This window comes from uncultured Brevundimonas sp. (assembly GCF_963977465.1).
Classification (GTDB): Bacteria; Pseudomonadota; Alphaproteobacteria; order Caulobacterales; family Caulobacteraceae; genus Brevundimonas.
On the sequence record NZ_CAXBOQ010000006.1, the window covers coordinates 75,194 to 97,578 of the forward strand.

The 22,385-nt window shown below is 67.3% G+C and carries 18 protein-coding genes; 8 read left to right on the forward strand and 10 right to left on the reverse strand.

What is annotated here, in order from left to right:
* Nucleotides 1-37: 37 nt before the first annotated feature.
* Both AAC067_RS13335 and AAC067_RS13340 read right to left on the reverse strand, forming a co-directional pair.
* A complete protein-coding gene (locus AAC067_RS13335; RefSeq protein ID WP_339933338.1) occupies nt 38-2,092 on the reverse strand; it encodes a S46 family peptidase in 2,055 nt (684 codons plus the stop codon).
* 191 nt (nt 2,093-2,283) lie between these two features.
* The gene (locus AAC067_RS13340; protein ID WP_339933339.1) at nt 2,284-4,365 is read right to left on the reverse strand and encodes a S46 family peptidase; all 2,082 of its coding nucleotides are present in this window, start codon (nt 4,363-4,365) and stop codon (nt 2,284-2,286) included.
* A 196-nt stretch (nt 4,366-4,561) separates the two neighbouring features.
* Here AAC067_RS13340 and AAC067_RS13345 point away from each other — a divergent pair, with 196 nt between their 5' ends.
* The 3 genes from AAC067_RS13345 to AAC067_RS13355 are packed head-to-tail and all read left to right on the forward strand — an operon-like array spanning nt 4,562 to nt 7,519.
* On the forward strand, nt 4,562-5,734 hold the full coding sequence (locus tag AAC067_RS13345; RefSeq protein WP_339933340.1) for an ABC transporter permease: 1,173 nt from the start codon (nt 4,562-4,564) through the stop codon (nt 5,732-5,734).
* On the forward strand, nt 5,731-6,483 hold the full coding sequence (locus AAC067_RS13350) for an ABC transporter ATP-binding protein (protein WP_339933341.1): 753 nt from the start codon (nt 5,731-5,733) through the stop codon (nt 6,481-6,483). Before AAC067_RS13345 ends, AAC067_RS13350 begins: the two co-directional genes overlap by 4 nt.
* Nucleotides 6,484-6,508: 25 nt before the next feature.
* Entirely contained in the window at nt 6,509-7,519 is a 1,011-nt protein-coding gene (locus tag AAC067_RS13355) for an HlyD family efflux transporter periplasmic adaptor subunit (protein ID WP_339933342.1), read from the forward strand.
* Between the two features lie 97 nt (nt 7,520-7,616).
* Here the strand turns inward: AAC067_RS13355 and AAC067_RS13360 are convergent, their stop codons facing one another.
* Nucleotides 7,617-8,498, reverse strand: a complete 882-nt coding sequence (locus AAC067_RS13360) for a LysR substrate-binding domain-containing protein (RefSeq protein WP_339933343.1) — start codon at nt 8,496-8,498, stop codon at nt 7,617-7,619.
* Between the two features lie 53 nt (nt 8,499-8,551).
* Between AAC067_RS13360 and AAC067_RS13365 the strand changes: the two genes are divergently transcribed.
* Nucleotides 8,552-9,700: an MFS transporter gene (locus tag AAC067_RS13365; RefSeq protein WP_339933344.1), complete on the forward strand. Its 1,149-nt coding sequence runs from the start codon at nt 8,552-8,554 to the stop codon at nt 9,698-9,700.
* On the opposite strand, the gene AAC067_RS13370 is transcribed toward AAC067_RS13365, so the two are convergent.
* Both AAC067_RS13370 and AAC067_RS13375 read right to left on the reverse strand, forming a co-directional pair.
* On the reverse strand, nt 9,687-10,487 hold the full coding sequence (locus AAC067_RS13370; protein ID WP_339933345.1) for a crotonase/enoyl-CoA hydratase family protein: 801 nt from the start codon (nt 10,485-10,487) through the stop codon (nt 9,687-9,689). The genes AAC067_RS13365 and AAC067_RS13370 overlap by 14 nt on opposite strands.
* A 101-nt stretch (nt 10,488-10,588) precedes the next feature.
* Nucleotides 10,589-10,747, reverse strand: coding sequence for a hypothetical protein (locus AAC067_RS13375; RefSeq protein WP_339933346.1), 159 nt, complete (start codon nt 10,745-10,747; stop codon nt 10,589-10,591).
* A 163-nt stretch (nt 10,748-10,910) separates the two neighbouring features.
* Here AAC067_RS13375 and AAC067_RS13380 point away from each other — a divergent pair, with 163 nt between their 5' ends.
* Nucleotides 10,911-11,117, forward strand: coding sequence for a DUF1289 domain-containing protein (locus AAC067_RS13380; RefSeq protein WP_339933347.1), 207 nt, complete (start codon nt 10,911-10,913; stop codon nt 11,115-11,117).
* A 115-nt stretch (nt 11,118-11,232) separates the two neighbouring features.
* Nucleotides 11,233-11,748: a TIGR02281 family clan AA aspartic protease gene (locus AAC067_RS13385; RefSeq protein ID WP_339933348.1), complete on the forward strand. Its 516-nt coding sequence runs from the start codon at nt 11,233-11,235 to the stop codon at nt 11,746-11,748.
* On the opposite strand, the gene AAC067_RS13390 is transcribed toward AAC067_RS13385, so the two are convergent.
* The 3 genes from AAC067_RS13390 to AAC067_RS13400 form a co-directional block, all read right to left on the reverse strand.
* Nucleotides 11,745-12,569, reverse strand: coding sequence for a sulfite exporter TauE/SafE family protein (locus AAC067_RS13390; protein WP_339933349.1), 825 nt, complete (start codon nt 12,567-12,569; stop codon nt 11,745-11,747). The two genes, AAC067_RS13385 and AAC067_RS13390, sit on opposite strands and share 4 nt — an antisense overlap.
* Nucleotides 12,566-13,591, reverse strand: coding sequence for a tRNA dihydrouridine(20/20a) synthase DusA (gene dusA / locus AAC067_RS13395; protein ID WP_339933350.1), 1,026 nt, complete (start codon nt 13,589-13,591; stop codon nt 12,566-12,568). Before dusA ends, AAC067_RS13390 begins: the two co-directional genes overlap by 4 nt.
* An 88-nt stretch (nt 13,592-13,679) precedes the next feature.
* The gene (locus AAC067_RS13400; RefSeq protein ID WP_339933351.1) at nt 13,680-16,541 is read right to left on the reverse strand and encodes a TonB-dependent receptor plug domain-containing protein; all 2,862 of its coding nucleotides are present in this window, start codon (nt 16,539-16,541) and stop codon (nt 13,680-13,682) included.
* 356 nt (nt 16,542-16,897) lie between these two features.
* On the opposite strand from AAC067_RS13400, the gene AAC067_RS13405 reads away from it, so the two are divergent.
* The gene (locus tag AAC067_RS13405) at nt 16,898-17,497 is read left to right on the forward strand and encodes a DUF4168 domain-containing protein (RefSeq protein ID WP_339933352.1); all 600 of its coding nucleotides are present in this window, start codon (nt 16,898-16,900) and stop codon (nt 17,495-17,497) included.
* 55 nt (nt 17,498-17,552) lie between these two features.
* Here AAC067_RS13405 and AAC067_RS13410 read toward each other — a convergent pair whose 3' ends face one another.
* Entirely contained in the window at nt 17,553-19,391 is a 1,839-nt protein-coding gene (locus AAC067_RS13410) for a monovalent cation:proton antiporter-2 (CPA2) family protein (protein WP_339933353.1), read from the reverse strand.
* A 139-nt stretch (nt 19,392-19,530) separates the two neighbouring features.
* On the opposite strand from AAC067_RS13410, the gene AAC067_RS13415 reads away from it, so the two are divergent.
* Nucleotides 19,531-21,333: a von Willebrand factor type A domain-containing protein gene (locus AAC067_RS13415; RefSeq protein ID WP_339933354.1), complete on the forward strand. Its 1,803-nt coding sequence runs from the start codon at nt 19,531-19,533 to the stop codon at nt 21,331-21,333.
* Here the strand turns inward: AAC067_RS13415 and AAC067_RS13420 are convergent.
* Nucleotides 21,330-22,385 carry a PepSY-associated TM helix domain-containing protein gene (locus AAC067_RS13420; protein WP_339933355.1) on the reverse strand — a complete coding sequence of 352 codons (1,056 nt, stop codon included), beginning with the start codon at nt 22,383-22,385 and terminating at the stop codon, nt 21,330-21,332. The genes AAC067_RS13415 and AAC067_RS13420 overlap by 4 nt on opposite strands.

A 22,385-nucleotide genomic window follows, 5' to 3' on the forward strand; every position in this document is an offset into this window, starting at 1 on the left:
CGTTCTCCCTAAGCCCTAAGCCCTACAACCTACCTACTCAGTCGGCCCCCAGCTCCGCCACCAACCGCTGCATGCCGTAGACATCGCGCAGGGCCGTGGTCACCGCGCCGGTGGTCACAATGACCGAGCGGTTGACGTTGCGGTCATAGCCATAGGCGTTGCGCTGGCTCAGCACGGTCGAGTCGAAATTGGCTCCGACGATCTCGCCCGCTTCATTAACGACCGGTGAGCCGGACGACCCACCGATGGTGTCGGACGACACCGCCATGTTCAGCACGGTATCGCCGTCGATCCGGTCCTTCGCCGCGAGCAGTTTCGGCGCCACGTCGAACGGGGCCGCGCCGGTGGCCCGGTCCCACAGGCCGTTGAAGGTGGTGAAGGCCCCGAAGCGCTGGCCCGGTACGTCCGTACCCTCGATCCGGCCGTAGGTCAGGCGCAGGGTGCCGGTGGCGTCCGGATAGACGGCGTCGCCATAGGCGGCGAACCGCGCCGCGGCCAGTTGCTCCGAAGCGCGCGCGGTCGGGGCCTCGACCCGGGTTTCCCAGTCCGAGCGAACGGCGCGGGCCTGATCATCGACCTTGAGCGCGTACTGGATCAGAGGATCGTTTGAGGCGCGCACGGCGGCGAGCCCGCCGTCCCACAACGCCCGGCGCACCGCAGGGTCGGCAAGGGTCGTCCCCTCGACCAGCCGGGCCGACAGCCCCTCGGGCGACTCCTGCCCCAGCAGGACGCGGACGCGGGGGTCATCGACGGTCAGCCATTCGCGCGTCTTGGACAGCCACCATTCCAGCCGCACCTGATCCAGCGACGGATAGACCGGGCGTTCGGCCATCAGCCGGGACTCGACGCTCGACAGACGGGAGTCGGCGAACTCGGGCAGGCGCTGGTCGGACGGCTTGGCCCGTTCCGCCGCGGCCCGGACCAGGGTCTCGGCATAGCCGTACAGGCTGGAGCCACCGCCCGCGCGCGCTTCCAGCAGGCTGTAGGCCGGGTAGAGCTGGCGCTGGATCGGCTGTACCGTCGCCAGATCGGCCCAGGGGTCGTCCGCCGTAGCTCCGGCCGCAGCTCGGCCCCGGAAATCAGCCTCCGCCTCGGCCCGTCCGGCCATGAAGGCCGGATCGATCAGGGCCCGCATGCGGCCGAGGCCACGCTTGTAGCTGTTCTCGACGCTGGAGATCGGGTCCATGGCGATGAAGGCGTTCTCCTCGCTCTCCTCGGAGAACCGGATCATCCGGCCGCGCAGCTCCGACGCCAGCAGCTGGTCCATCGGCAGGACCACGTCGCGGATGGTCATCAGCTGGTCCTGGGTCAGCAGGCGCTGGGTCGAGCCGGGGCTGCCCGAGACGAACACCGGCGTGCCCTCGACCGGGGTCGCGGCGTTCCAGGTGAAATGGGTCGGTGTCACCGCCGGCTGGCCGTTTTCGTAGAGACGGATGAAGGCGGCATCGATGGCGAAACGCGGGAAGCTGAAATTGTCGAGGTCACCGCCGAAGGTCGCGGCGCGGTCCTCGGGCGCGAAGGCCAGACGGACGTCGGTGTATTTCTTGTAGGTGTAGAGCTTGAACTGGCCGCCGCGGTACAGGCTGACCACCTGGCAACGCTTACCGGTGTCGCTGGCGCAGGCCTCCTGTTCGATCCGTCCGCTCTCGGCGTCGCGCGCCTGGGTGAAGGCCTGACCCGACAGGCCCTCGCCCGCCTTGTGCATCCGCTCTGTCACATCGGCGATGTCGGTCAGGATCTCGGCCGTGCCGCCGGGGCATTTGAGTTCCTCCTCACGCGAGCGCGGGGTGAAGCCGGTCTCGGCGTAGTTGATGGCCTGGGTCGACAGATTGGCGACACAGCTGGCGACGCAGTGGTTGTTGGTCATCACAAGGCCTTCGGCCGAGACGATGCCCGCCGAACAGCCGCCGAACTTGGCAGACGACAGCCGGACCCGGTCCAGCCATGCCTGATCGATATTGGTGCCCAGCGTCGCATTGGCCCGAGCGATCGGGAAGTTGTCGAAGGTCCACATGCCTTCCTCGGCCTGCGCCGGCGCAGCGGCGGCGAGGGACAGGGCGAGGACGGCAAGGGAGGGGGCGAGGTAACGCATGGATTTGTCTCCTCCCCATCGCCCGCGACGGGGAGGGGGACCACGAAGGGGTGGAGGGGTCGACGCCGGGCGGGGCCCCTCCGGTTGGTTCAGGATTTAACGCTAGCCCACGAAGTGTGGATGGGGAACCAGCCCCTCCACCACTTCGCGGTCCCCCTCCCCATTGGCTTCGCCAACAGGGAGGAGACAGGTCAGCGTACGCCCAGCTCTTCCAGCAGGTGCGGCTGGCGATAGATGTTGCGCAGCGCCTCGGTGATGGCCGCAGTCGAAACGGTGACGGTACGGTTCAGCTCGCCGTCGTAGCCGTAGGAACCACCAAGGGAGTGGATGTTGCCGTCGAAAGCGGCACCGATCACCTCGCCGTCGGCGTTGATCACCGGCGAGCCCGAGTTGCCGCCGATGATGTCATTGGTCGAGACGAAGTCATAGACGGTGTCCATGTTCACATCGGCCTTGTTGTCGAGAAAGGCCTGGGCCGCATTGAACGGCACCGCACCGGTGGCCCGCTCATACAGGCCGCCCATGTAGGTGAAGGCCGGCACGGTCACGCCGCGATAGGTCCAGCCCTTCACCTGACCATAGCTGAGGCGCAGGCTGAAGGTGGCGTCCGGGTACTGGTTGGAGCCATAGGCCGCGAACCGGGCCTGGGCGACGCGTTCGGCGGCACGGGCGGTCGGGGCGTTGACGGCGGCGGCCCATTGGTCACCGACCGCCTGGGCCGCGTCATCATTGGCAACGACGAGGGCCAGCAGCGGATCGGCCTCGGCCATCTGGGCCGGGGTCAGGTTCAGCGCCCAGCGACGATAGTCCGGATCGCCCAGCCGCGTACCGGACACCAGCCGCTCGGCCAGGGCCTCGGGGCTTTCGCGGCCCAGCAGCGACTTCACCTGGGCATTGTCGACCGTCAGGTATTCGCGGGTCTTGGACAGCCAGAAGGTCAGATAGATCTGTTCCAGATCGGCCGAGATGGGCACCTCGGTCGCCAGGCGATTGCCGAGCGAGGCCAGGGCCGCGGCGTTCATGCGGCGCTGGTCGGCGGGTTTGGCCTGATCCTTGGCCGCCCGCACCAGGGTGCGCGCATAGTCGTAGAGGGTCGAACCGCCGCCGGCGCGGGCCTCAAGCTGATAGTAGGGAACGAACAGATCGCGGGCGACGCTCTGGACCTGTTGCAGCTCGGCCCACGGATCGCCGATCCGTTGTTGCAGGGCCGGGTCGGCCGCGACGATCTCGCGCAGTTCGGCCTCTTCGTCCCGCTTCTTGCCCATGAAGACCGGATCGGTCAGGGCGCCTTGCTGGCCGAAATAGACCTTGAAGCGGTTCTCGAGACCGAAAACCGGATCGAACGAGACCCGACCAGCCTCCTCGCTGGTGCCGGCATACTGCAGCAAACGGCCACGCAGCTCGGAGGTCTGGATCAGTTGCAGCGGCAGCTGCTGGTCACGCAGGCGTTCCAGCTGGGACTGGGTCAGCAGGCGCGAGGTCGAGCCCGGATTGCCGGCCACGAAGGTGACGTCACCCTCGGCCGGCGGGTTCGGGTTCCAGACCAGATGGTTGGGCGTTTCGACCGGCTTGCCGTCTTCGTAGGCGCGCAGGAAACCGGCATCGAGGGCGTAGCGCGGGAAGTTGAAATTATCGGGATCGCCGCCGAAGAAGGCCGCCTGATTCTCGGGTGCGAACACCAGACGCACATCGTCATACTTGCGGAACTTGTACAGGGCGTAGCGCCCGCCGCGGTAGAAGCTGATCACCTGACAGGTCAGTTTGGCGTCTTCGGCGCAGTTTTCCTGCTGGATCGCCCGGGTCTCGGCGGCGCGCGCGGTGTTGAACTCCGCGCCCTCAAGGCCCTCGCCCGAGCCCAGCACCCGGTCGGTCACATCGATGATGTCGGTCAGAACCTCGGCCGTCTGACCCGGGCAGGTCACCTCTTCCTCGCGGGTCGCCGGCATCCAGCCATTCTTGACGTAGTCGTTTTCGGCGCTCGACAATTCTTGCACGCAGCCGACCACGCAGTGCCAGTTGGTCAGGATCAGGCCTTCACCCGAGACGAACGAGGCCGAACAGCCGCGGATGCGCACCGCCGCGCCGCGCACCCGGTCCAGCCAAGCCTGGTCGATATGCGTGCCGTATTTGTCGTTGACGACCTGAATCGGGAAATTGTCGAAGGTCCACATGCCCTCGTCGGCCCGCGCAGACGTGGGCAGGGTCGAAACCATCGCCGACGCGACGCCGATGGCGGCAAGCGAAGCGGTCAGGCGAAATGAGGGCAATGACATCAGAATCCGGACTCCCGTTGGATGCGCGTCGTATCGCGGCACCATCGCTCCTGATTACGCCGGATGAATGCGGGTCGTCTACGGTCAACCCTTCCTCACCATGGGCGGGTGCGACCTGAGCGTTACCCCGATTTAACTTGGCCCATGGTCTGTCCCCCTGCACATAGCGGGCTACCTCGGGGGTTTATCCAGTTCGATGTCGCTTGCACTTTCCACGCTCCTGTACGAATGGCGCCGCTACATGGCTGCCGTCATGGCCCTGGCCCTGTCCGGCCTGCTGGTCCTGGCCATGACCGGTGTCTTCATCGGCATCGGTAAGGGATTCACGGCCACGATCGAACGATCCAGCGCCGACATCATCATCATGCAGCCGGGTGCCAAGAGCCTGATCGGCGGCCCTTCGGGTGTGCCGCGCCGCTTCATCCCTCTCGCCTACAATCACCCCGATGTGGTCGAGGTTCAGCCTCTCGACGGGGCCGGCGGGTCGTTCCAGTCGATCAAGAACGTCGACCCGACCATGAGTCAGGCCGAGCGGGCCCGTCGCGGCGCGCCCAAACAACAGTTCGTGCAGGCCAGCATCATCGACACCACCCCGAACGCGGTGACCATTCCGACCGACTATTCCCAGGAACTGATCGACGCCCTGCGCCAGCCCTATACGGTCGCGATCGATGAGACCGCGCTGAAGCCACTGGGCGTCAAACTGGGCGACAAGGCCCTCTACAATGGCCAGACGGTCACCGTGATCGCCGTGCTGCGCGGCTATCCCAACATGATGCAGTCCACCGTCGTCATGTCGCGCGACACCCTGCGGATGCTGGGTCAGGCCGACACCGGCCCGCGGGTCGGCCCCCTGATGGTCAAGCTGCGCGACCCGGCCCGGGCCGTATCCGTCGCGGCCCAACTCAACACCATGGGCAACGGCCAGTGGAAGGCGTGGACGCGCCAGGAACTGGCCGACGCCAACGCCGGAGCGATGTTCGAGGAAGGCATCCTTGTCATCATCATCGGCGGCTGTGTGGTGCTGGGCACCATCATCGGCGTGGCCATCACCTGGCAGACCCTGCAGGGGGCCATCATGGCCAACATCAAGGAGTTTGCCTCACTGCGCGCCCTGGGCGTCAGCATGGGCTCGCTGCGCCGGATCGTCGTCGAACTGAGCTTCTGGGTCGGCATTCTCGGCGTCACCGCGGCGATCGGCCTGACGTGGCTGGTCGCGATGTTCGCCGCCTCCAATGCCGTCATCATCGCCCTGCCCATGGGCCTGTTGCTGGTCGTCGGCGGCGGCCTGATCCTGATCGCCATGGGCTCCGGCCTGCTGTCGATGGGCGTTCTTAAAAACAGCCAACCGGCGGATTTGCTGCGATGAGCCCGACCAAATCCCACGGCAAGCACGGCGACTTTGCCATAGAGGCCAAGGGCCTGATCAAACGCTTCAAGACCGGTCGCACCTATGTCGAGGTGTTGAAGGGTCTGGATTTCGATGCCCGCCACGGCGACCTGACCATGGTCATGGGCCCCTCGGGTTCCGGCAAGTCGACCCTGGTTGCCGCCCTGTCGGGGCTGTTGCGGCCGGAGGAAGGCAAGGTCGCCACCCTCGGGGTCGACGACCTGTGGAAGCTGAACGCCGGCAAGATCGACAAATTCCGCCTCGATAACTGCGGCTTCATCTTCCAGGGCTTCAACCTGTTCCCGGCCCTGACGGCCCTGCAGCAGGTTGAGGTGGTACTGAAATACCAGGGCCTGACGCCCGGCGCTGCCCGCAAGCGGGCCAGGGAGGCACTCGAGGAGGTCGGTCTGGGCCCGCGCCTGCACCAACGCCCCTCGTCCCTGTCCGGCGGCGAGAAGCAGCGCGTGGCGATCGCCCGCGCGCTCGCCAAGGACCCCCAGATTCTGTTCGCCGACGAACCGACATCGGCCCTCGACGGCGAAAACGGCCAGGTGGTTATCAAGCTGCTCCGCCGTGCTGCCACCGCCCACGGCGCAGCCGTCATCTGCGTGACCCACGACCCGCGTCTCGAGGCCTGGGCGGACCGGGTCATTCACATCGAAGACGGCAAGATCCTCGACGACCAGCGCCGCACCCCCAATCCCGACGCCACCCTGGCGTCGCACTGAATCCCGACTTCAAGGACACTTCGTCATGCCCGCCTTTCTGAAGAAAAAATGGCTCTGGATCGGCCTGGTGCTGATCGTCATCATCGTCGTCGGCTTCCTGTTCATGCAGAGCGCCGGCAAGGCGAAGAAGGCCGAGGAAGAACAGGCTGCGGCGACCAAGGTCGAAAGCCCCTATGCGGCCATCGCCAATGGCAAGGTCGATGTCGAGGGCGGCATCATCCAGATTGCGGCCCGCCGCGGCGGCGTGGTTCGTGACGTGTTGGTCCAGGAGGGCGACCGCGTTGCCGCCGGTCAGATTCTCGCCCGGCAAGAGGACGACGAGCCCCGTCTGGCCCTGCGCAGCGCCAATGCTGATGTCGCCCAGGCGGAGAGCCAGCTGCGCCTTATCCAGGTCGACATCCGGACCGCCCAGCGCGAACACGACCGCCTGCAACAATTGGTGGCATCCAATTTTGTCGCGGCGTCACGCATGGACCAGGCCCGGGACGCCATCGCCACGGCGCAGGCGCGACTGGCCAGCCAGCAGGCCGCGGTCCAGACCGCCCGCGCCCGTCGCGACCAGGCTGCCTATAATCTGGAGCTGACGATCATTCGCGCGCCGATGAGCGGCCGCATCGTGCGCCGCTATGCCAATCCCGGTGCGGGGGCCTCGACGTTGAACGTGTCGAACATGTTCGATCTCGAACCCGACGCGCCGCGCATTGCCCGCGCCGAAATCGTCGAGAGCGACATCCCCAACATCGCCGTCGGCCAGGCCGTCGAGATCACCCCCGAGGGTGATCCGACCAAGATTTATATCGGTGAGGTGATGCGCCGCTCGGCAGTCTTCGGTGCCCGCAAGCTGGCTTCGGACGATCCGTCGCAGCGAAGCGATGAGCGGGTGATCGAGGTCGTGGTCAGCGCCGGGGAGGCTCCCCTGCTGATCGGTCAACGGGTGCTGGTCAAATTCATGAAGCCCGGCGAGACCGCCGGTGCGGCCCGCGCCCCGAGCATCGGCGTGCCCGCCGACCGCGCCATGCGGGCTCCGACGCGCTAGGATCAGTTGATCACGGCGAGACAATCAGGGCCGGCCGGATATCGTCCGACCGGCCCTTTTGTTGCCAGCAGGGTCAGCGCCCGGTGAAATCGCCCGATCACCGCGCCGGCGCCACCGTGGCGCGCACCTGCTCTCTTAGCCAGTGGACCGTTCGTCGGGCCGCGCGGCGACTTTCGGCATCCATCCGAATTGCGACCAATGCCCCACCATCCGGCGCGAAGCCGTACGGCGCGACCAGTCGGCCTGCTGCCAGATCGTCTGCAACGACGACTTCAGGCAGAACGGCCAAGCCAAGGCCCGCCAACGCTGCATCCTGAACGAAATGCAGATGCGTCAGGGTGCGCACAGGCCCGCTGTGTTCAAGCCGGCCCGTTGCGACCGTCCAGTCTGACCAACCTCGAATATGGGTTCTCGCCGCTAACCGGGGCGCAGCCCCAAGGTCGCCGACCGCCACGGCGGGCGCGCAGACCAGTCCGACCCGGTTGTCTGTCAGGTGTTCAACGGTCTCTCCTTCCAACGCCGGGCCGTCCAGATAGCGCACCACCAGATCAGCTCCCCGTTGCCGGGTTGCCGCCGACGCGAGATCTGACAGATGAAGCGTCACGCCGGGGCATTCCTGTTCGAACCTCGCCAGACGGGGGATCAACCATTTGACCGCCAGGCTGGGATGGATCGCGACGTGGACCTCGTCCACGTCGCGCACGATGCGGACGGCTTCGGTCAGTGCGTCGAAGCCCGTCCCCAGGCCCAAGCTCAGCGCCTTGCCCTTTTCTGTCAGACGCAACTGGTGCCGGGGTCCCTCGAACAATCGTGTGCCGAGCGCCGCCTCCAGAGCCTTCACCTGTCGGCTGATTGCGCTGTGCGTTACATTCAGCTCGGCTGCCGCCAGCGTCGCCGAGCCGGTCCGTCCCATAGCCTCAAATGCACGCAACGCATTCAGCGACGGAAGCGCCGTTGACGGTGTGAGGTTTCCGAACATACAGCGGTCGATATGTCGCTTTCGGCCCAAGGGCAATCCGCCCATTGCGGCGCATGTTCCTTCGCGCGAATCTCATCGTCCTCATTCTCGGCCTCGGCCAGATCGTGGCCTTCGCTTCCAGCTACTATTTGCTCGGCGTCCTCGCCGACCCTATGGCGCAGGACCTTAGTCTACGCCCGACGAGTCTGTTTACCGCCCTGTCAGTTGCCTTCCTGATTTCGGCCGTCCTGACACCCCGTGCGGGTCGCTTGATAGAGCGTCATGGCGGGCGGCGTGTGCTGTGCTGGGCGCATGTGTTCTTCCCGGCTGCGCTATTGACGATGGCAGTCGCCGGTACGTCGAGTGTGCTTCTCACCGGTGTCGCGGCCCTGGGCGTGGGTATGGCGACGGGCCTTTACGGCACGGCCTTCGCCTTTCTGGTGGAGTTGCACGGAACGGCAGCACGCAAGCCGATTACTGCGGTCTCCCTGCTCGGCGCACTTGGTGGCGGTCTCGGCTGGCCGCTCAGCCGGCTTATAACTGAAGCGTGGGACTGGCGTGCTGCCTGCATCGTGTGGGCGCTCGGCCACCTCGTCCTGTGTCTGCCCCTGACCTATTTTGGGTTACCTCGCGCTCGTCCCTTCAAGGCGTCGATCGCCGCATCGACGGACCCGATCCGCTGGGATCGCCGCATGGTCCAGATCGCCGGTGTCTTCGCTGGCGGCTGGATGGTCTCGACCGCCATGGGTGCACACCTGCCGCGTCTGCTGGGTCAACTCGGACTCGGAGTCGAACAGGCCGCCTGGGCCGCCGGATTAATGGCCGCCAGCGCCATCGGCGCGCGCCTGGTTGATCTCATCGTCCTGCACCGGACACATCCGGTCGCAACCGTACGATGGGCCTGCATGTTTCATCCGACTGGTGCGGTACTGGCCGTGCTGGGCGGCGTACGTCTGGCTCCGCTGCTGGCGGTGGGACAGGGCGCGGGGAACGGTTTGCTGTCCGTTGCATCGGGCGTCCTGCCGCTGCAAGTATTTGGACCCGAGCGCTATGCGGTCCGGCAGGCGCTGCTGCTGACGCCCGCACGCTATCTCCAGGCCGTTGCGCCGGCAGGTTACGCTCTGGCGCTCGACGCATCCCTGGGTACCGCCCTGACCCTGTCCAGCCTTGTATGCATTGCCATGTTCGCCCTGACGTTTGGCCTAAATCCTAGCCCCCGGTAAACGCCCCCGGGCGCCTTTCCAGCACGGCGTTGACGCCTTCCAGATGGTCATCGGTCAAATGGGCCAGGGCCTGCATGGCTGCCGTCATTTCCAGAATCTGATCGAAGGTCGCGTCGCGGCCCTGGCGCAGCAGGGCCTTGGTCATACGCAACGCCTGGGGGGCCTGGGCCGCGACCTCGCCGGCCGTCGCCATCGCCTCATCCATCAGGCGGCCGGACGGAACGACACGGTTAATCAGCCCCCACTCCCGCGCGGTCGCCGCGTCCAGCACCCGGCTGGTGAACAGCATCTCGGCCGCCCGGGCATAGCCGATGTTGCGCGGCATCAGCCACGCACCGCCGTCACCGGGCAGGATGCCCAGCTTAAGGAAGGGCACACCGAAACTGGCCGCGTCCGAAGCGATGCGGATGTCCGCCAGACCGGCGATGTCGCAGCCCAGCCCCATGGCCGGTCCGTTCACGGCCGCGATCAGGGGGACCTCCAGTCCGTACAGCGAGCGCACGATACGGTGCACCACCCGACGATAGCGCTCGCGTATCTCAGCGCCTGAGCCGGCGAACATGTCGCGCCGGTCGCGCATCGCCTTCAGGTCACCGCCCGCCGAAAAGGCCCGCCCTGCCCCTGTCAGCACGACACAGCGCACCGACAGATCGGCATTAACCGCCTCACAGGCCGAGGCGAAGGCTTCACCGTCACCGAGGTCCGGCAGGGAATTGAGCCGGTCCGCGCGGTTCAGGGTCCAGACCATCACCGGTCCGTGTCGTTCCTGTCTGATCAGATCGCCCATGTCCGCTCCTTGCGCTGACGCGCAGGGCTAGCGGTCAGAGCCCCAATTGCAAAGCCCCGGCCTTGCGGTCCGGGGCTCTGTCAATCGAAGGTTCGTCGCAGCTAGCTGCGCGCACCCTTGAGTTTGATCGGTACGAAGTTGGACGGATGGCTGACCACGCGGTCGCCGGCACCGTTGTTGTTCTTCGTGTTCACCAGCATCCCGCCCATCAGGGCAAAGGACATCAAGGCGTGCTGGAGGTTGCGCTCCTTATTGTTCATCTTGGCGTCTCCTTTCGCAGTAAGATGAAAAGAGACGCGTCGTGCTGATCGGGAATCTCACCGTCATAGTCGTTTCGCGTCACGACAACCGTAGCAGGAACGGCGTAAATTTCAAGTTTTATGTTCCGTCTCCAGAGCAATATTCGCAAGGCCGTCATCTAACGTGACCCAACCGCCCCCCTCCATCGCCACCCCGTGCATCAAGGTCTGCATCGTTGACGGGGCGTCCAGCCTCTGCCTCGGCTGCTTCCGGACCCTGGGCGAGATCGGGGGCTGGAGCGCGATGAGCGACGAACAGCGCGCCGCCGTCACCGCCGAACTGCCCGAACGCCGCGCCCGAATCGACCCGGCCAAGCTGATTCCGTCCTGAGCGCTGGTTCCGGCCGATCTTAACCAATGATCAGCCACATCGATTCACGCCATCCCAACCCGCCGTCTCCATGGTGAGGACGGCCGCAGAAGCGGTTCTGTCGCGTGAGTTCTGCATGGTCCGCTTCGATTTCTCCTCTGTCGCCGTCGTCGCCCTGGCAGTCGCCTCGTCCCTGAGCGCGGCCTTCTGGCTGAATCATCTCGATGACAACGGCGAGGCCCAGGCCGCCTCGGCCTATGTCGCCCTAGCCCCGTCGGCCTCCGGAGACGCCGCCCAGATCGTGCGGGCCGCCGACGGTCATTACTGGACCCAGGCCAATATCGACGGGCATGCCATCCGCGTCCTGGTCGATACCGGAGCCAGCGTCGTGGCCCTGACCCGTGAGGACGCGCTGCGCCTGGGTCTGAGCCTGAAACCTGCGGATTTCAGCACCACGGTCACCACCGCCTCGGGTCCGGCGCGCGCTGCCGCCGTCGAGCTCAAGAGCGTTTCGGTCGCCGGTGCGCGGGTCGAACGGGTCGCCGCCCTCGTCGTCGAGTCCGGTCTTCCCAACTCGCTGCTGGGCATGAGCTATCTGGGCCGCCTGTCGGGCTTCCAGGCCACGCCCGCGACCCTGACCCTGCAGCCTTAAAGCGCCTTGAGCATCACCGAGGCGGCGGTCACCAGCAGGTAGACGGCAAAGGCCCTGCGCAGCACGCCTTTGTCGAGCCGGTGCGCCAGTCGCGCCCCATAGGGGGCCACGAGCGTAGTCAGCAGCCCCATCACCAGCGCCGCCGGCACATTGACGTAGCCCAGTGACCAGGGCGGTCGCCCCGGCGCGTCCCAGCCGAACACGACAAAGCCCACACTGGCCGCCGCCCCGATGGCCAGGCCGAAGCCCGAGGCCGTCGCCACTGCCTGGTGGATGGGCCGCCCGCACAGCGCCATGGTCATGCCGCCGAAGCTGCCGCCGCCGATGCCCATCATGGCGGACAGCAGGCCGATCACGGTGGCGACGATGCGTCGCCCCCAGCCGGTCGGCAGGTCCGGGCGCAGCACGAACCGCTCCGGCAGCAGCCCCATCTGGACCGCCACCACCAGCACGCAGACGCCATAGACAATGGCCAGCCCCTCCATCGAGGTGATCCCGGCGATGGCGGCCCCGACCAGTCCGCCGGCCGCCACCCAGGGCGTCCAGGTGCGCAGCACGACCTCGTCCACCGCGCCGTGGCTGCGATGGGCCCGCAGCGACCGCCACGAGGTGGCGACGATGGTCAGCAGGGAGGTGCCGATGGCGGTATGCAGGTTGGCCTCGCCGCCCAGACCCAGCATCGAGAAGGCATAGAAGAGGGCGGGCACGATCACCGTGCCGCCACCGACGCCGAACAGGCCGGCGATCAGTCCGCCGACCAGACCGGCCCCGGTCAGGGCCGCCAGCAGCATCAGAATGTCATTGAGCGGCAGGGTCGTCACGCGGCCTCGTCGGCGCGATCACGCCGGGCCTCGGCCTCGCGTACAGCCTCGACCGCGCGATCGACAACTTCGAGCCCGGCCCCCGGTGCGATCGCCTCGACCGTCAGGATGCGCCGGAACGCCCGCGCACCGGGCCGGCCGTGCATCACCCCCAGCATGTGGCGCGCCATGGCGGCCAGATGCACGCCCTCGTCCAGCCGCGCCGCCAGATAGGGGCGATAGCGGTCGATGGCGGCGAAGGCGTCGACGTCGGTGACGGCCTCGCCGAACAGGCGGCGGTCGACCTGGCCCAGAATGGCCGGCTCGTGATAGGCGGCTCGGCCCAGCATGACCCCGTCCAGAGCCACGCCATCACTGGAATCCAGATGGGCCTCGGCCGCATCCAGCGACGGGATGCCGCCGTTGATGCAGACGGTCAGGGACGGCCGTTCGCGCTTCAGTCGCCGCACCAGATCATAGTCCAGCGGCGGCACATCGCGGTTCTCCTTGGGTGACAAGCCCTTCAGCCAGGCCATGCGCGCATGGACGATGAAGGTGGTGATACCCACGGCGGCACAGGCGTCGACGGTCTCGAACAGGCTGACGGCGGGGTCCTGATCATCGACGCCGATGCGGCATTTGACCGTGGCCGGAACGTCGACCGCCTCGCGGATCGCCGTCATGCACTCGGCCACCAGCGACGGCTCGCGCATCAGACAGGCCCCGAACCGGCCCGACTGGACCCGGTCCGACGGGCAGCCGACATTCAGATTGATCTCGTCATAGCCATACGTCGCGCCGATGCGGGCCGCCTCGGCCAGTTGCGCCGGATCGGACCCGCCCAGCTGCAGCGCCACCGGATGTTCGACCGCGTCAAAGCCCAGCAGCCGCTCGACATCGCCATGCAGGATGGCCGGGGCCGTGACCATCTCGGTATAGAGCAGGGCCCGGCCGGTCAGGGCACGATGGAACGCCCGGCAATGCCGGTCGGTCCAGTCCATCATCGGCGCAACCGACAGTCTGTGGGCGGGAAATGGCGACATGGTCTCGGGTGTTCAGGATCAGGGCGGGACGGCGCTATCCCCCTCATAGCGAACTATGGAAGGAATTTCGCCGTCCAGCGTTTACGCCCTAGAACAGCAGCTTGCGGAAGCTGATCTTGATCGTCCGGCCGGTCGGGTCGAGATAGTCGGGCTGATAGCCGACCGGCGTATTGCCGAGCGAGTCCCGCACCTCGAGACGGCTGTCGAACAGATTGTCGATGTCCAGGCTGATCCGCGAACCGCGCAGCCAGAAGAAGCGGTTGATCAGCTCGGGTCGGGCCGACAGGTCGGCGAAGAATCTCAAGCCCACCGTCGCCTGGTCCGAATAGTGCAGGTCGCCGGACGACAGGGTGCCGTTGACGTCAGTCGCGGCCTTCCAGTCGACGTTCACGCGAGCGCCGAGTCCGTTCAGCGAATAGCCCGCCCGAAGCTCGACCTCGTGCCGGGGCTGGCCGCCGCGGCTGCCGACGGCCGCGCCGTCCAGCAGATCGAGGACCGGCAGGCCGTCACGGATCAGGATCTCATCCTGGAACCGCCAGGTATGATAGACGGCCAGCTGCAGTCGCCCCTCGCGCGCACCACCACCGCGACCGCCGAAGCCGCCACCGCCACCGCCGCCACCACCACCACCACCCGGCCCACCGCCGCCGGGCCCGCGGAACTGGCCGCCTTCGCCGCGACCGCGCGGGCCGCCGTCACCCGCGGGCGGCGCGCCGTCCGCACCGGCCGCGTCTGCCGGCCGGGCCGGCTGATCACCGGCCGCAGCCTGGGGTTGGCGGCCTTCCTCGCGGTCTCGCGCGGCGATGCGACGGCTCCGCTCCTCCTGGAAGCGGGCGCGCATTTCGGGCGTGATCTCCGGCGGCGGGCTGGAGTCGCGGATGGCCCGCGAATAGTTGAAGCCCCAGCGGATTTCCTGACGGTCGGCGCGCGCGAAATTCACCGCGCGAGCATCAATGGACGTCAGCCGGCCGTCGATGTCACGGGTGAAGCGATCGGGGAAGGCCGCCTCGATGTCCGGGTTCAGCGACGGGAAGGCCGATACCTGATCGCGGGTGTTGCTGCGCACATAGTCGGCCGACACCCGCAGGTCGGTCTCCTCGAGCGGTTTCCAGTTCACGCCCAGCTTCAGGACGCGGCGGTTGTCGGCAGTCAGGGCGCTGTTGCCGCCCGTGACCCGGATCACGTCGACGGTCTGGCCAGTGGCATAGTCATAGGTGGCGATGCCCGGGGTGAAGATCGTCGGATCATTCAGCTGCTGCACCGTCGGGGCCCCGTCCTCGTCGGTATAGCTGACGATAAAGCGGACCGGCTCGACCGGCGACCAGGTCACGCCATAGCCGATCGTGGTCAGGCCTCCGAAGTCCGACAGGTCCTCGTATTGCAGGTTCAAATTGGCCGACAGATCGCCCAGGGCGGCCAGCACCTCATTGCGACGGCTGGCGATCGGCAGGTTGAGACTGGTCTGCAGATTGCCGGTCTGACGCGAGACATCGCTCTCCTGAACCAGGCCCGAACGCTCGCTGCGCGAGTCCAGGGAGATACTCTCGACGCCGCCCGTGAAAGTGGCGCTCACATCCCCGGCGGCGAGCTCATACAGGGTTCCGTTGAACACCGCCTCGGCATCAACGGTACGTGACGTTGACCGCGAAAGGTCGTCCGGAAGCCGGACCAGATCGGCCGCGGCCAGCGCGGCATAGGGATTGAAGCCGGGGTCGCCCGCCGTGATGCGGCTCTGAAGGGCGGTGACATCCAGCCCGCGCTGGGTGACGGTTTCGCTGCGGGTCTGATCCAGATTGCCGGTGACGGTCCAGCGCCAGCCGCCCAGATTGCCGTTGGCCGAGCCGCCCAGATGACCCGACAGGCTTTCGGAATCCCGCGCCTTCGCCCCGAGGGTGTCGATATAGCGATAGAGGCTGACGTCGTTGCTGAACGGCGAATAGGGATTGGCGGCCTGCAGGGCGAAGGTCGCCGTCGGCAGGCCCAGATAGCTGCGGCTGTCACTGGCCTCCACCGTGGCGTTCACCGTGGCCATCACGTCACCGAAGGTGCGCGTCACTGCCCCGTTGATCGACCCGGAATCCGAGCGAGCCAACAGGGTGCGGAAGGCCTGGTCATCATTGGTGTTCGGCGTATTGGCCGTGGCCGCGAAATCCGCCAGCGTGGGGATGCCCGTGGTCGCCGCCCCGGGAACCCCGGCCACGGTCACCAGCGATCCCGCCAGACCTGACAGGGCCGGATCGATCTCGCCGCCCGCCGGTATGCCGCCGACATTGCCGATCCGGTCATAGGGCGTGTTCCCCAGCGGCCGGTCGATGTCGCGGTCGCTCTCGTACAGCGGCGTGGCGTGCTGGTACTGGATGTCCAGGGTCCAGCGTTCGTCGCCACGGATACGCAGGGCATTGCTGGCGATCTGGCTGGTGGTGCGGTCACCGGCGGTGGCCGCAGACACGCCCGCCTCGGTGGTCAGGGCGCGGAAACGTTCACGCAGAACGAAATTCACCACCCGCTGATCGGCCGGATAGCCATAGGTGAGGGCCACCTCCTCCGGCAGGATTTCGACGCGTTCGATCGCCTCGGTCGGAATGGCACGAATTTCCCGGAAACCGGAGATCCGCTTGCCGTTCAGCAGGACAACCGGCCGACCGCCGCCACGCCCCCGGGCGCTGCCCGTCTGCGGAGCCAGGGCGTCCAGCAGATCGGTGATGTTATTGGCCCCGTAAGCCCGGATGTCGCGGGCATCCAGAACCAGTTCCGGCTCGATATCGCCGAGGACGGTCCCCCGTTGCCGTTGACCCGTGATGACCACATCACTCAGATTATAGGTTTCCGGATCTACCGGAGCCGTCGCGGTGGGGGGGGTCTGCGGCTGAACCACCTGATCCCGATCTGCGGCGGCTTCGGCCAAGGCACCGGCAGTGACGCCGTACATCAACAGGGAGGAGACTATCATCGCGGCGGGTTTTCCATGGTCGGTGTCGGCGAGAGGGGCGAGCCCGGCACTGCCAGGTCCAATCTGTAACGGGGCGACCGGCCGATTCCGTCGCGGCGATCTGCAGCTGATTCAGCGAGGGCGGGAACATGGCGGTGCGACTATCGGCGGCCCTAGTGACCCGAAATCGTGACGGTTTTCCAGCCGCGCCGCGCCCAGCTTCGGCCTGATTTGCGCTTGAAGCGGGCTGCCGCTACCCTAAGGACCTCCCCACTAACCTTTGTATTCAAATCACATTCTATCAGAGGCCGATGGAAACGCCGTTCGGCAAGTCGGACGTCAGCCCCGTCGGTTCGTGAGCAACAGTCAGGATTTCCATGCGTAACACCCTTCTCGTCGCCGTCTCGTTCGTCGCCCTCGCCGCCGCCGGCCAATCCGTCGCGGCCCCGGCCCTTCCGGCCTCCGCCGTCATGACCCAGGAAGCTGCCGACGGCATCAGCGACGCCGATCTGCGCGCCTTCGCCGCCGCCATGGGCGAGGTCCAGACCGTCGCCGCCGCTGTCGAGGGAACGCCCACCGCCGAGCAGCAGGCCACCATGGCCGCCGCGGTGCAGAACTCCGGCCTGGCCATCGACCGGTTCAACACCATCGCCACCGCCGTGTCCCAGGACCCGGCCCTGCGCGCGCGTATCGCCGTGGTGACGGCCCCCGCCCCCGCACCGGGTTCGGTGGCCGCCGGCGTCAATGATCAGGAGCTGGGCCAGTTCGCCGCGGCCATGACCGTGGTCCAGACCGTCGCCGCCCAGGTCGAGGGCGGAGCCCCCACGACCGAGCAGCAGGCCGAGATGGCGTCCGCCGTCCAGAACTCCGGCCTCGACATTGAACGCTTCAACGCCATTTCGACGGCGGTGTCGCAGGACGAGAGCCTGCAGGCGCGCATCGCCCTGATCAACGCGCGGAATCAGGGCACCCAGTAAGCCCTGATCTGTTGATCGACCTGAGGGGCGGCTCCGCAAGGGGCCGCCCCTTTTGTCATTGGGCTTCGGTCCCGGCCTCTTCGGTCGTGATCGCCGGGGGCTCGTTGAGCAACTGCCCCTCGCGGCGGGGGGTGACATAGGGGGCCGGTTGCGGCGTCGGCATATTGCCCCGCATCAGCGCCCGCCCCGCCGTCAGCCCGCCTGCAACCTGCAGCGCCAGCCGTTCCTGATCGCGACGGCGGACGTCCTCGATGGTCTCGCTGACCTCCTCGTCCGAAAACCCCAGATCAATCAGCACCTGCTCGCCGAAGATGAGGGCGGACTCGAACATTTCGCGAATATGGAAGTCGACACCGGCCTCGATCAGACGCAGCGAATGGCCCCGGTCATAGGCGCGCACGAACAGTTTGGTCAGCGGGAACTCGGCCTTGACCAGTTCGACGATCCGGTCGGCCACATCGGGCTTGTCGACACAGACCAGGATGGTCTCGGCCTGCCCGGCCCCCGAGGCCCGCAGTACATCCAGCCGCGCGCCGTCACCATAGAAGACCTTGAATCCGAAATTGCCGGCCGCCCGGATCATCTCGACGTCGATCTCAATGATCGAGACATCGACATCCCGGGCCAACAACGGCTGTGACACGACCTGGGCGAAGCGGCCGAAGCCGATGATCAACACGCGCTCGCGCAGGTCCTCGGCATGGTCGATCCCGTCGGTCGAGACCGCGTCCCGCGGTCTCAGCCGGTCGGCGATCAGCACCCGCAGCGGCGTCACCGCCATCGACAGGATGACCACAGCCGACAGGATCGACGCCGTGCGTGGATCGAACAGGCCGGCCGCCAGGGCCGCGGCATAGAGGACAAAGGCGAACTCGCCCCCCTCGCCCATCAGGGCGGCACGCAGCAGGCCCTCGCCGTGACCCGAACGCCACCGGGCCACCACATAGACCGCGATCACCTTGGCCCCCATGAAGGCGACCAGACCACCCAGAACCAGTGGCCAGTCGGCGATCACCACACCCAGGTCCAGCGACATGCCGACGCTGAGGAAGAACAGGCCCAGCAGCAGGCCGCGGAACGGCTCGACATCGGCCTCCAGCTGGTGCCGGAAGGTCGATTCCGACAGCAACACCCCGGCCAGGAAAGCCCCCATGGCCATCGACAACCCACCCAGATGCATGGCGTAGGCGGCCCCCAACACCACGAACAACGCACCCATGGTCATGATTTCACGACCGCCGTAGCGCGCCAGCAGACGGAAGAAGGGATTGACCACCCATCGCCCCGCCACGATCACCACGGCCACAGCACCGAAGGCCAGGGCAATCGTCAACCAGACAGGATTGCCGGTCTCGACCGTCCGGCCGAACGCGCCCGCCAGCACCGCCACCATGGCCAGCAGCGGCACGATGGCCAGGTCCTCGAACAACAGGACCGAGACGACCCGCTGCCCGGCGGGGTCGGCATTCTCGCCCCGCTCTTCCAGCATCTGCATGACGATCGCGGTCGAGGACAGGGCGAAGCCGAAGCCGGCGATCAACGCCGCATACCAGGCCAGACCCGCCGCCATGGCCACGCCGGTCAGCAGCAGGGCGCACAGGCCGACCTGCACCGCACCGGTTCCGAAAATCTCGCGTCGCATGTTCCAGAGACGCGCCGGTCGCATCTCCAGGCCGATGATGAACAGGAACATGACGACACCAAACTCGGCGACATGGAGGACGGACTCGGGGTCACGCACGACGCCCAGCATCGACGGTCCGATCAGCACCCCGGCGGCCAGATAGCCCAGCACGGCCCCCAGCCCCAGACGCCGGAACAGGGTGGCGGCCACCACCATCGCAGCCAGCAGGGCCACCGCATGGCCCAGTCCCATTCCCGTCGTCTCTTCCATCACGTGTCCCTTGCTGGTTCCAATAGTGGGGCGGTCTGCGCCGATCTGCCAGCCCAACGCCACCGAAGGCGGGCCAAGCGCCACAGTTTTGCCCGATCCAACCGTGTCTCATGGGCACGAACGCTGCAGGAGTGCCCCGATGACCACCCGCCCGCTCAAGCCGGTTCTTGCCGTCGCCCTCAGCCTCGGCCTCGCCGTTCCCGCCCTGCCCGTCACCGCCCAGGTCCCGGAGCCGGGTGCCGACAAGCCCGGCGACGGCGTCGTGTCCCCGGCGGCCTGTGCCGCCTTCGGCTTCACCCTGCCGACAAGCGGGCCGGCACGACCGGTTCGCGGGTTCACCGGGACCGCCGCGATGGCAACGCCACCGCCACCACCGCCGCCGCCACCACCGCTACCTGCCGCTTCAGCCAGGGAGGTTGTGGTGGTGACCGGATCCCGGGTCGCCCCCGGCGCGACGGCCGCTGTCACCTCGCCCGCCCCGATCACGCTGCCCCGACCGGTCGACACCGAACGCTATCCGGACGCCACGCCCAACCCGGTGCAGCGCGTCGCCGACGCCCCGGTCTCAACCTTCTCGATCGACGTCGATACCGCCGCCTATGCCAATGTCCGCCGCTTCATCGACGACGGCGTGGCCCCGCCCCGCGACGCGGTCCGGGTCGAGGAACTGGTCAACTATTTCGACTATGGCTACGCCCGGCCGGACTCGGCGACGACGCCTTTTGCCATCAGCACGGCCGTCGCCGCCTCGCCCTGGTCACCGGGCCGCCAGATCATCCACATCGGCCTGCAGGGCTATGAGCTGCCCGAAGGCGAGCGTCGTCCGCTGAACCTGACCTTCCTGGTCGACGTGTCCGGCTCGATGGGCAGTGCTGACAAGCTGGCGCTGGCGCAGAAATCGATGAATCTGGTCATCGACCGGCTGCGGCCCCAGGACAGTGTCGCCGTCACCTATTATGCCGAGGGCGCGGGCACGACCCTGGCCCCGACGCCGGGAGACCGGCAGCTGAAGCTGCGCTGTGCGGTGGCCAGCCTTTTCGCCTCGGGCGGCACCGCCGGGGCCACCGGCATGACCAACGCCTATGACCAGGCCCGGGCCGGTTTCGCCGAAGACCGGGTCAACCGCATCCTGATGTTCACCGACGGCGATTTCAACGTCGGCGTCACCGACGACAAGCGGCTGGAGGACTATGTCGCCGACCGCCGCGGCGACGGCATCTATCTATCGGTCTACGGCTTCGGGCGCGGCAACTATCAGGACGCGCGGATGCAGGCCATCGCCCAGGCCGGCAACGGCATCGCCGCCTATGTTGACGATCTGAACGAGGCCCGCCGGCTGTTCGGCCCGCGCTTCGACCAGGGGGCCTTCCCCATCGCCGATGACGTCAAGATCCAGGTCGAGTTCAACCCGGCCCGCGTCAGCGAGTACCGGCTGATCGGCTATGAGACCCGACTTCTGAACGAGGAAGACTTCGCCAACGATCGCGTTGACGCGGGCGAGGTCGGCTCCGGGGCCGCCGTCACTGCCCTGTACGAGATCACCCCGGTCGGCGGGCCCAGCCAGATTCCCGAGCGCCGCTATGACGCTAACCGGTCGATCAGCGTCGGCGGCGGGGATCCGGACGGCGAGGTCGGCTTCGTCCAGGTGCGCTACAAATTGCCGGGGGAAACGGGGTCCCGTCTGATGCAGCGGGTCATCTCCAACGCCGACGCGACAGGTCGCGTCAGTGCCCAGCCGCCTGAAAGTACCCGCTGGGCCATCGCCGTGGCGGCCTTCGGCCAGAAGTTGCGTGACGACCCGTGGATGGCTCCCGGCTACGACTGGAGCGCGATCGTCGAACAGGCGCTGGGCGCGCGGGGTGACGACCCCTATGGCGAGCGGGCCGAATTCGTCGGGCTGGTGCGGGCGGCGGAGAGCCTGCCTGAACGCAACCGGCCCTAGGTCACATCCGTCCGGGGCGCGCGCCGCTTGCGACGCGGCTTGACCAGAAATGACCAGGTCCCGACCCCGCCCAACAGGGCCAGGGCCAGGCCGCTGAGCGCCGTCACGATGCGATAGGGCCAGCCGCCGATCGAGGCGGCGTGGATGGGATACAGGGCATTGGTCGCGCGCAGCCCGGACTGAAGCTGCTGGGCGTCGGTGACCTGCACCACCCGGCTGGTGGCGGGATCGATCAGGATCGTGGTCCGGCCGTTGGGATGCCACTCCCCGGGTTGTTTCAGCCGGATCGAGGCCGGCTTGCCCGGGGCCGACGGCCAGCCGGCCATGCGCAGTTTGGCCGCGGGAAACCGCGCCTGGGCCGCGGCCAGCGCGACGGGCCAGTCGATGTCTCCGCTGCCGACGACCGGAGCCTCGGGTGGTGGCGGGGCACCGGGTGCCAGGATGGCGCGCGCCTGATCATAAAAGATCAGTCCCGCCCCGGTCAGGCAGAAGATCAGGGCCGGCAACGCCGTGATCAGGCCGAGATTGCGATGGCTGGAGACCATGTCCGCGCGCCGTTTGGACCGCGGCCAGACCCTGAGCCGCGTCGCCCGCCAGGCCGGGGCCCAGACCACCAGACCGGTCAGCACCAGCAGCACGGCCGCCAGCGCCGCGATGCCGCCGATCAGCTCACCGGTCTCGCCCGCCATCAGCTCATGATGCAGGTCGAACACAAAGGCTTCGGGCCGGGCCGCGCCGTGCCACGTGACAAGGGTTCCACCTGACTCATCCGCATAGCCATAGCGGTGCTCCTGCATATACAGGCGCTGGATACCGACCCCGGCCCCGGCGAAATTGACGGACCGCAGATCGCTGTGCTCGGCCTCCAGCCGCTCGGCCACGGCCCCGAGCCGGGCGGCCGTGGGCAGGACTTCGGCCCGGGCTTCCGGCACGGTCAGCCGCAGCCAGTCGTCCTCGAACACCAGCAGGGTACCGGTCAGGCCCAGCACCAGAAGCAGCAGCGACAGGATCGCTCCCGCCCAGGCGTGGACCGTGCGCAGCACCCCCATCAT

Excerpts from the sequence above, each read along its gene's own strand:
- AAC067_RS13335 (WP_339933338.1), bottom strand. The coding sequence starts at position 2,092 with ATGCGTTACCTCGCCCCCTCCCTTGCCGTCCTCGCCCTGTCCCTCGCC.
- AAC067_RS13340 (WP_339933339.1), bottom strand. The coding sequence starts at position 4,365 with ATGTCATTGCCCTCATTTCGCCTGACCGCTTCGCTTGCCGCCATCGGC.
- AAC067_RS13345 (WP_339933340.1), top strand. The coding sequence starts at position 4,562 with ATGTCGCTTGCACTTTCCACGCTCCTGTACGAATGGCGCCGCTACATG.
- AAC067_RS13350 (WP_339933341.1), top strand. The coding sequence starts at position 5,731 with ATGAGCCCGACCAAATCCCACGGCAAGCACGGCGACTTTGCCATAGAG.
- AAC067_RS13355 (WP_339933342.1), top strand. The coding sequence starts at position 6,509 with ATGCCCGCCTTTCTGAAGAAAAAATGGCTCTGGATCGGCCTGGTGCTG.
- AAC067_RS13360 (WP_339933343.1), bottom strand. The coding sequence starts at position 8,498 with ATGTTCGGAAACCTCACACCGTCAACGGCGCTTCCGTCGCTGAATGCG.
- AAC067_RS13365 (WP_339933344.1), top strand. The coding sequence starts at position 8,552 with ATGTTCCTTCGCGCGAATCTCATCGTCCTCATTCTCGGCCTCGGCCAG.
- AAC067_RS13370 (WP_339933345.1), bottom strand. The coding sequence starts at position 10,487 with ATGGGCGATCTGATCAGACAGGAACGACACGGACCGGTGATGGTCTGG.
- AAC067_RS13375 (WP_339933346.1), bottom strand. The coding sequence starts at position 10,747 with ATGAACAATAAGGAGCGCAACCTCCAGCACGCCTTGATGTCCTTTGCC.
- AAC067_RS13385 (WP_339933348.1), top strand. The coding sequence starts at position 11,233 with ATGGTCCGCTTCGATTTCTCCTCTGTCGCCGTCGTCGCCCTGGCAGTC.
- dusA (WP_339933350.1), bottom strand. The coding sequence starts at position 13,591 with ATGTCGCCATTTCCCGCCCACAGACTGTCGGTTGCGCCGATGATGGAC.
- AAC067_RS13400 (WP_339933351.1), bottom strand. The coding sequence starts at position 16,541 with ATGATAGTCTCCTCCCTGTTGATGTACGGCGTCACTGCCGGTGCCTTG.
- AAC067_RS13405 (WP_339933352.1), top strand. The coding sequence starts at position 16,898 with ATGCGTAACACCCTTCTCGTCGCCGTCTCGTTCGTCGCCCTCGCCGCC.
- AAC067_RS13410 (WP_339933353.1), bottom strand. The coding sequence starts at position 19,391 with ATGGAAGAGACGACGGGAATGGGACTGGGCCATGCGGTGGCCCTGCTG.
- AAC067_RS13415 (WP_339933354.1), top strand. The coding sequence starts at position 19,531 with ATGACCACCCGCCCGCTCAAGCCGGTTCTTGCCGTCGCCCTCAGCCTC.
- AAC067_RS13420 (WP_339933355.1), bottom strand. The coding sequence starts at position 22,385 with ATGATGGGGGTGCTGCGCACGGTCCACGCCTGGGCGGGAGCGATCCTG.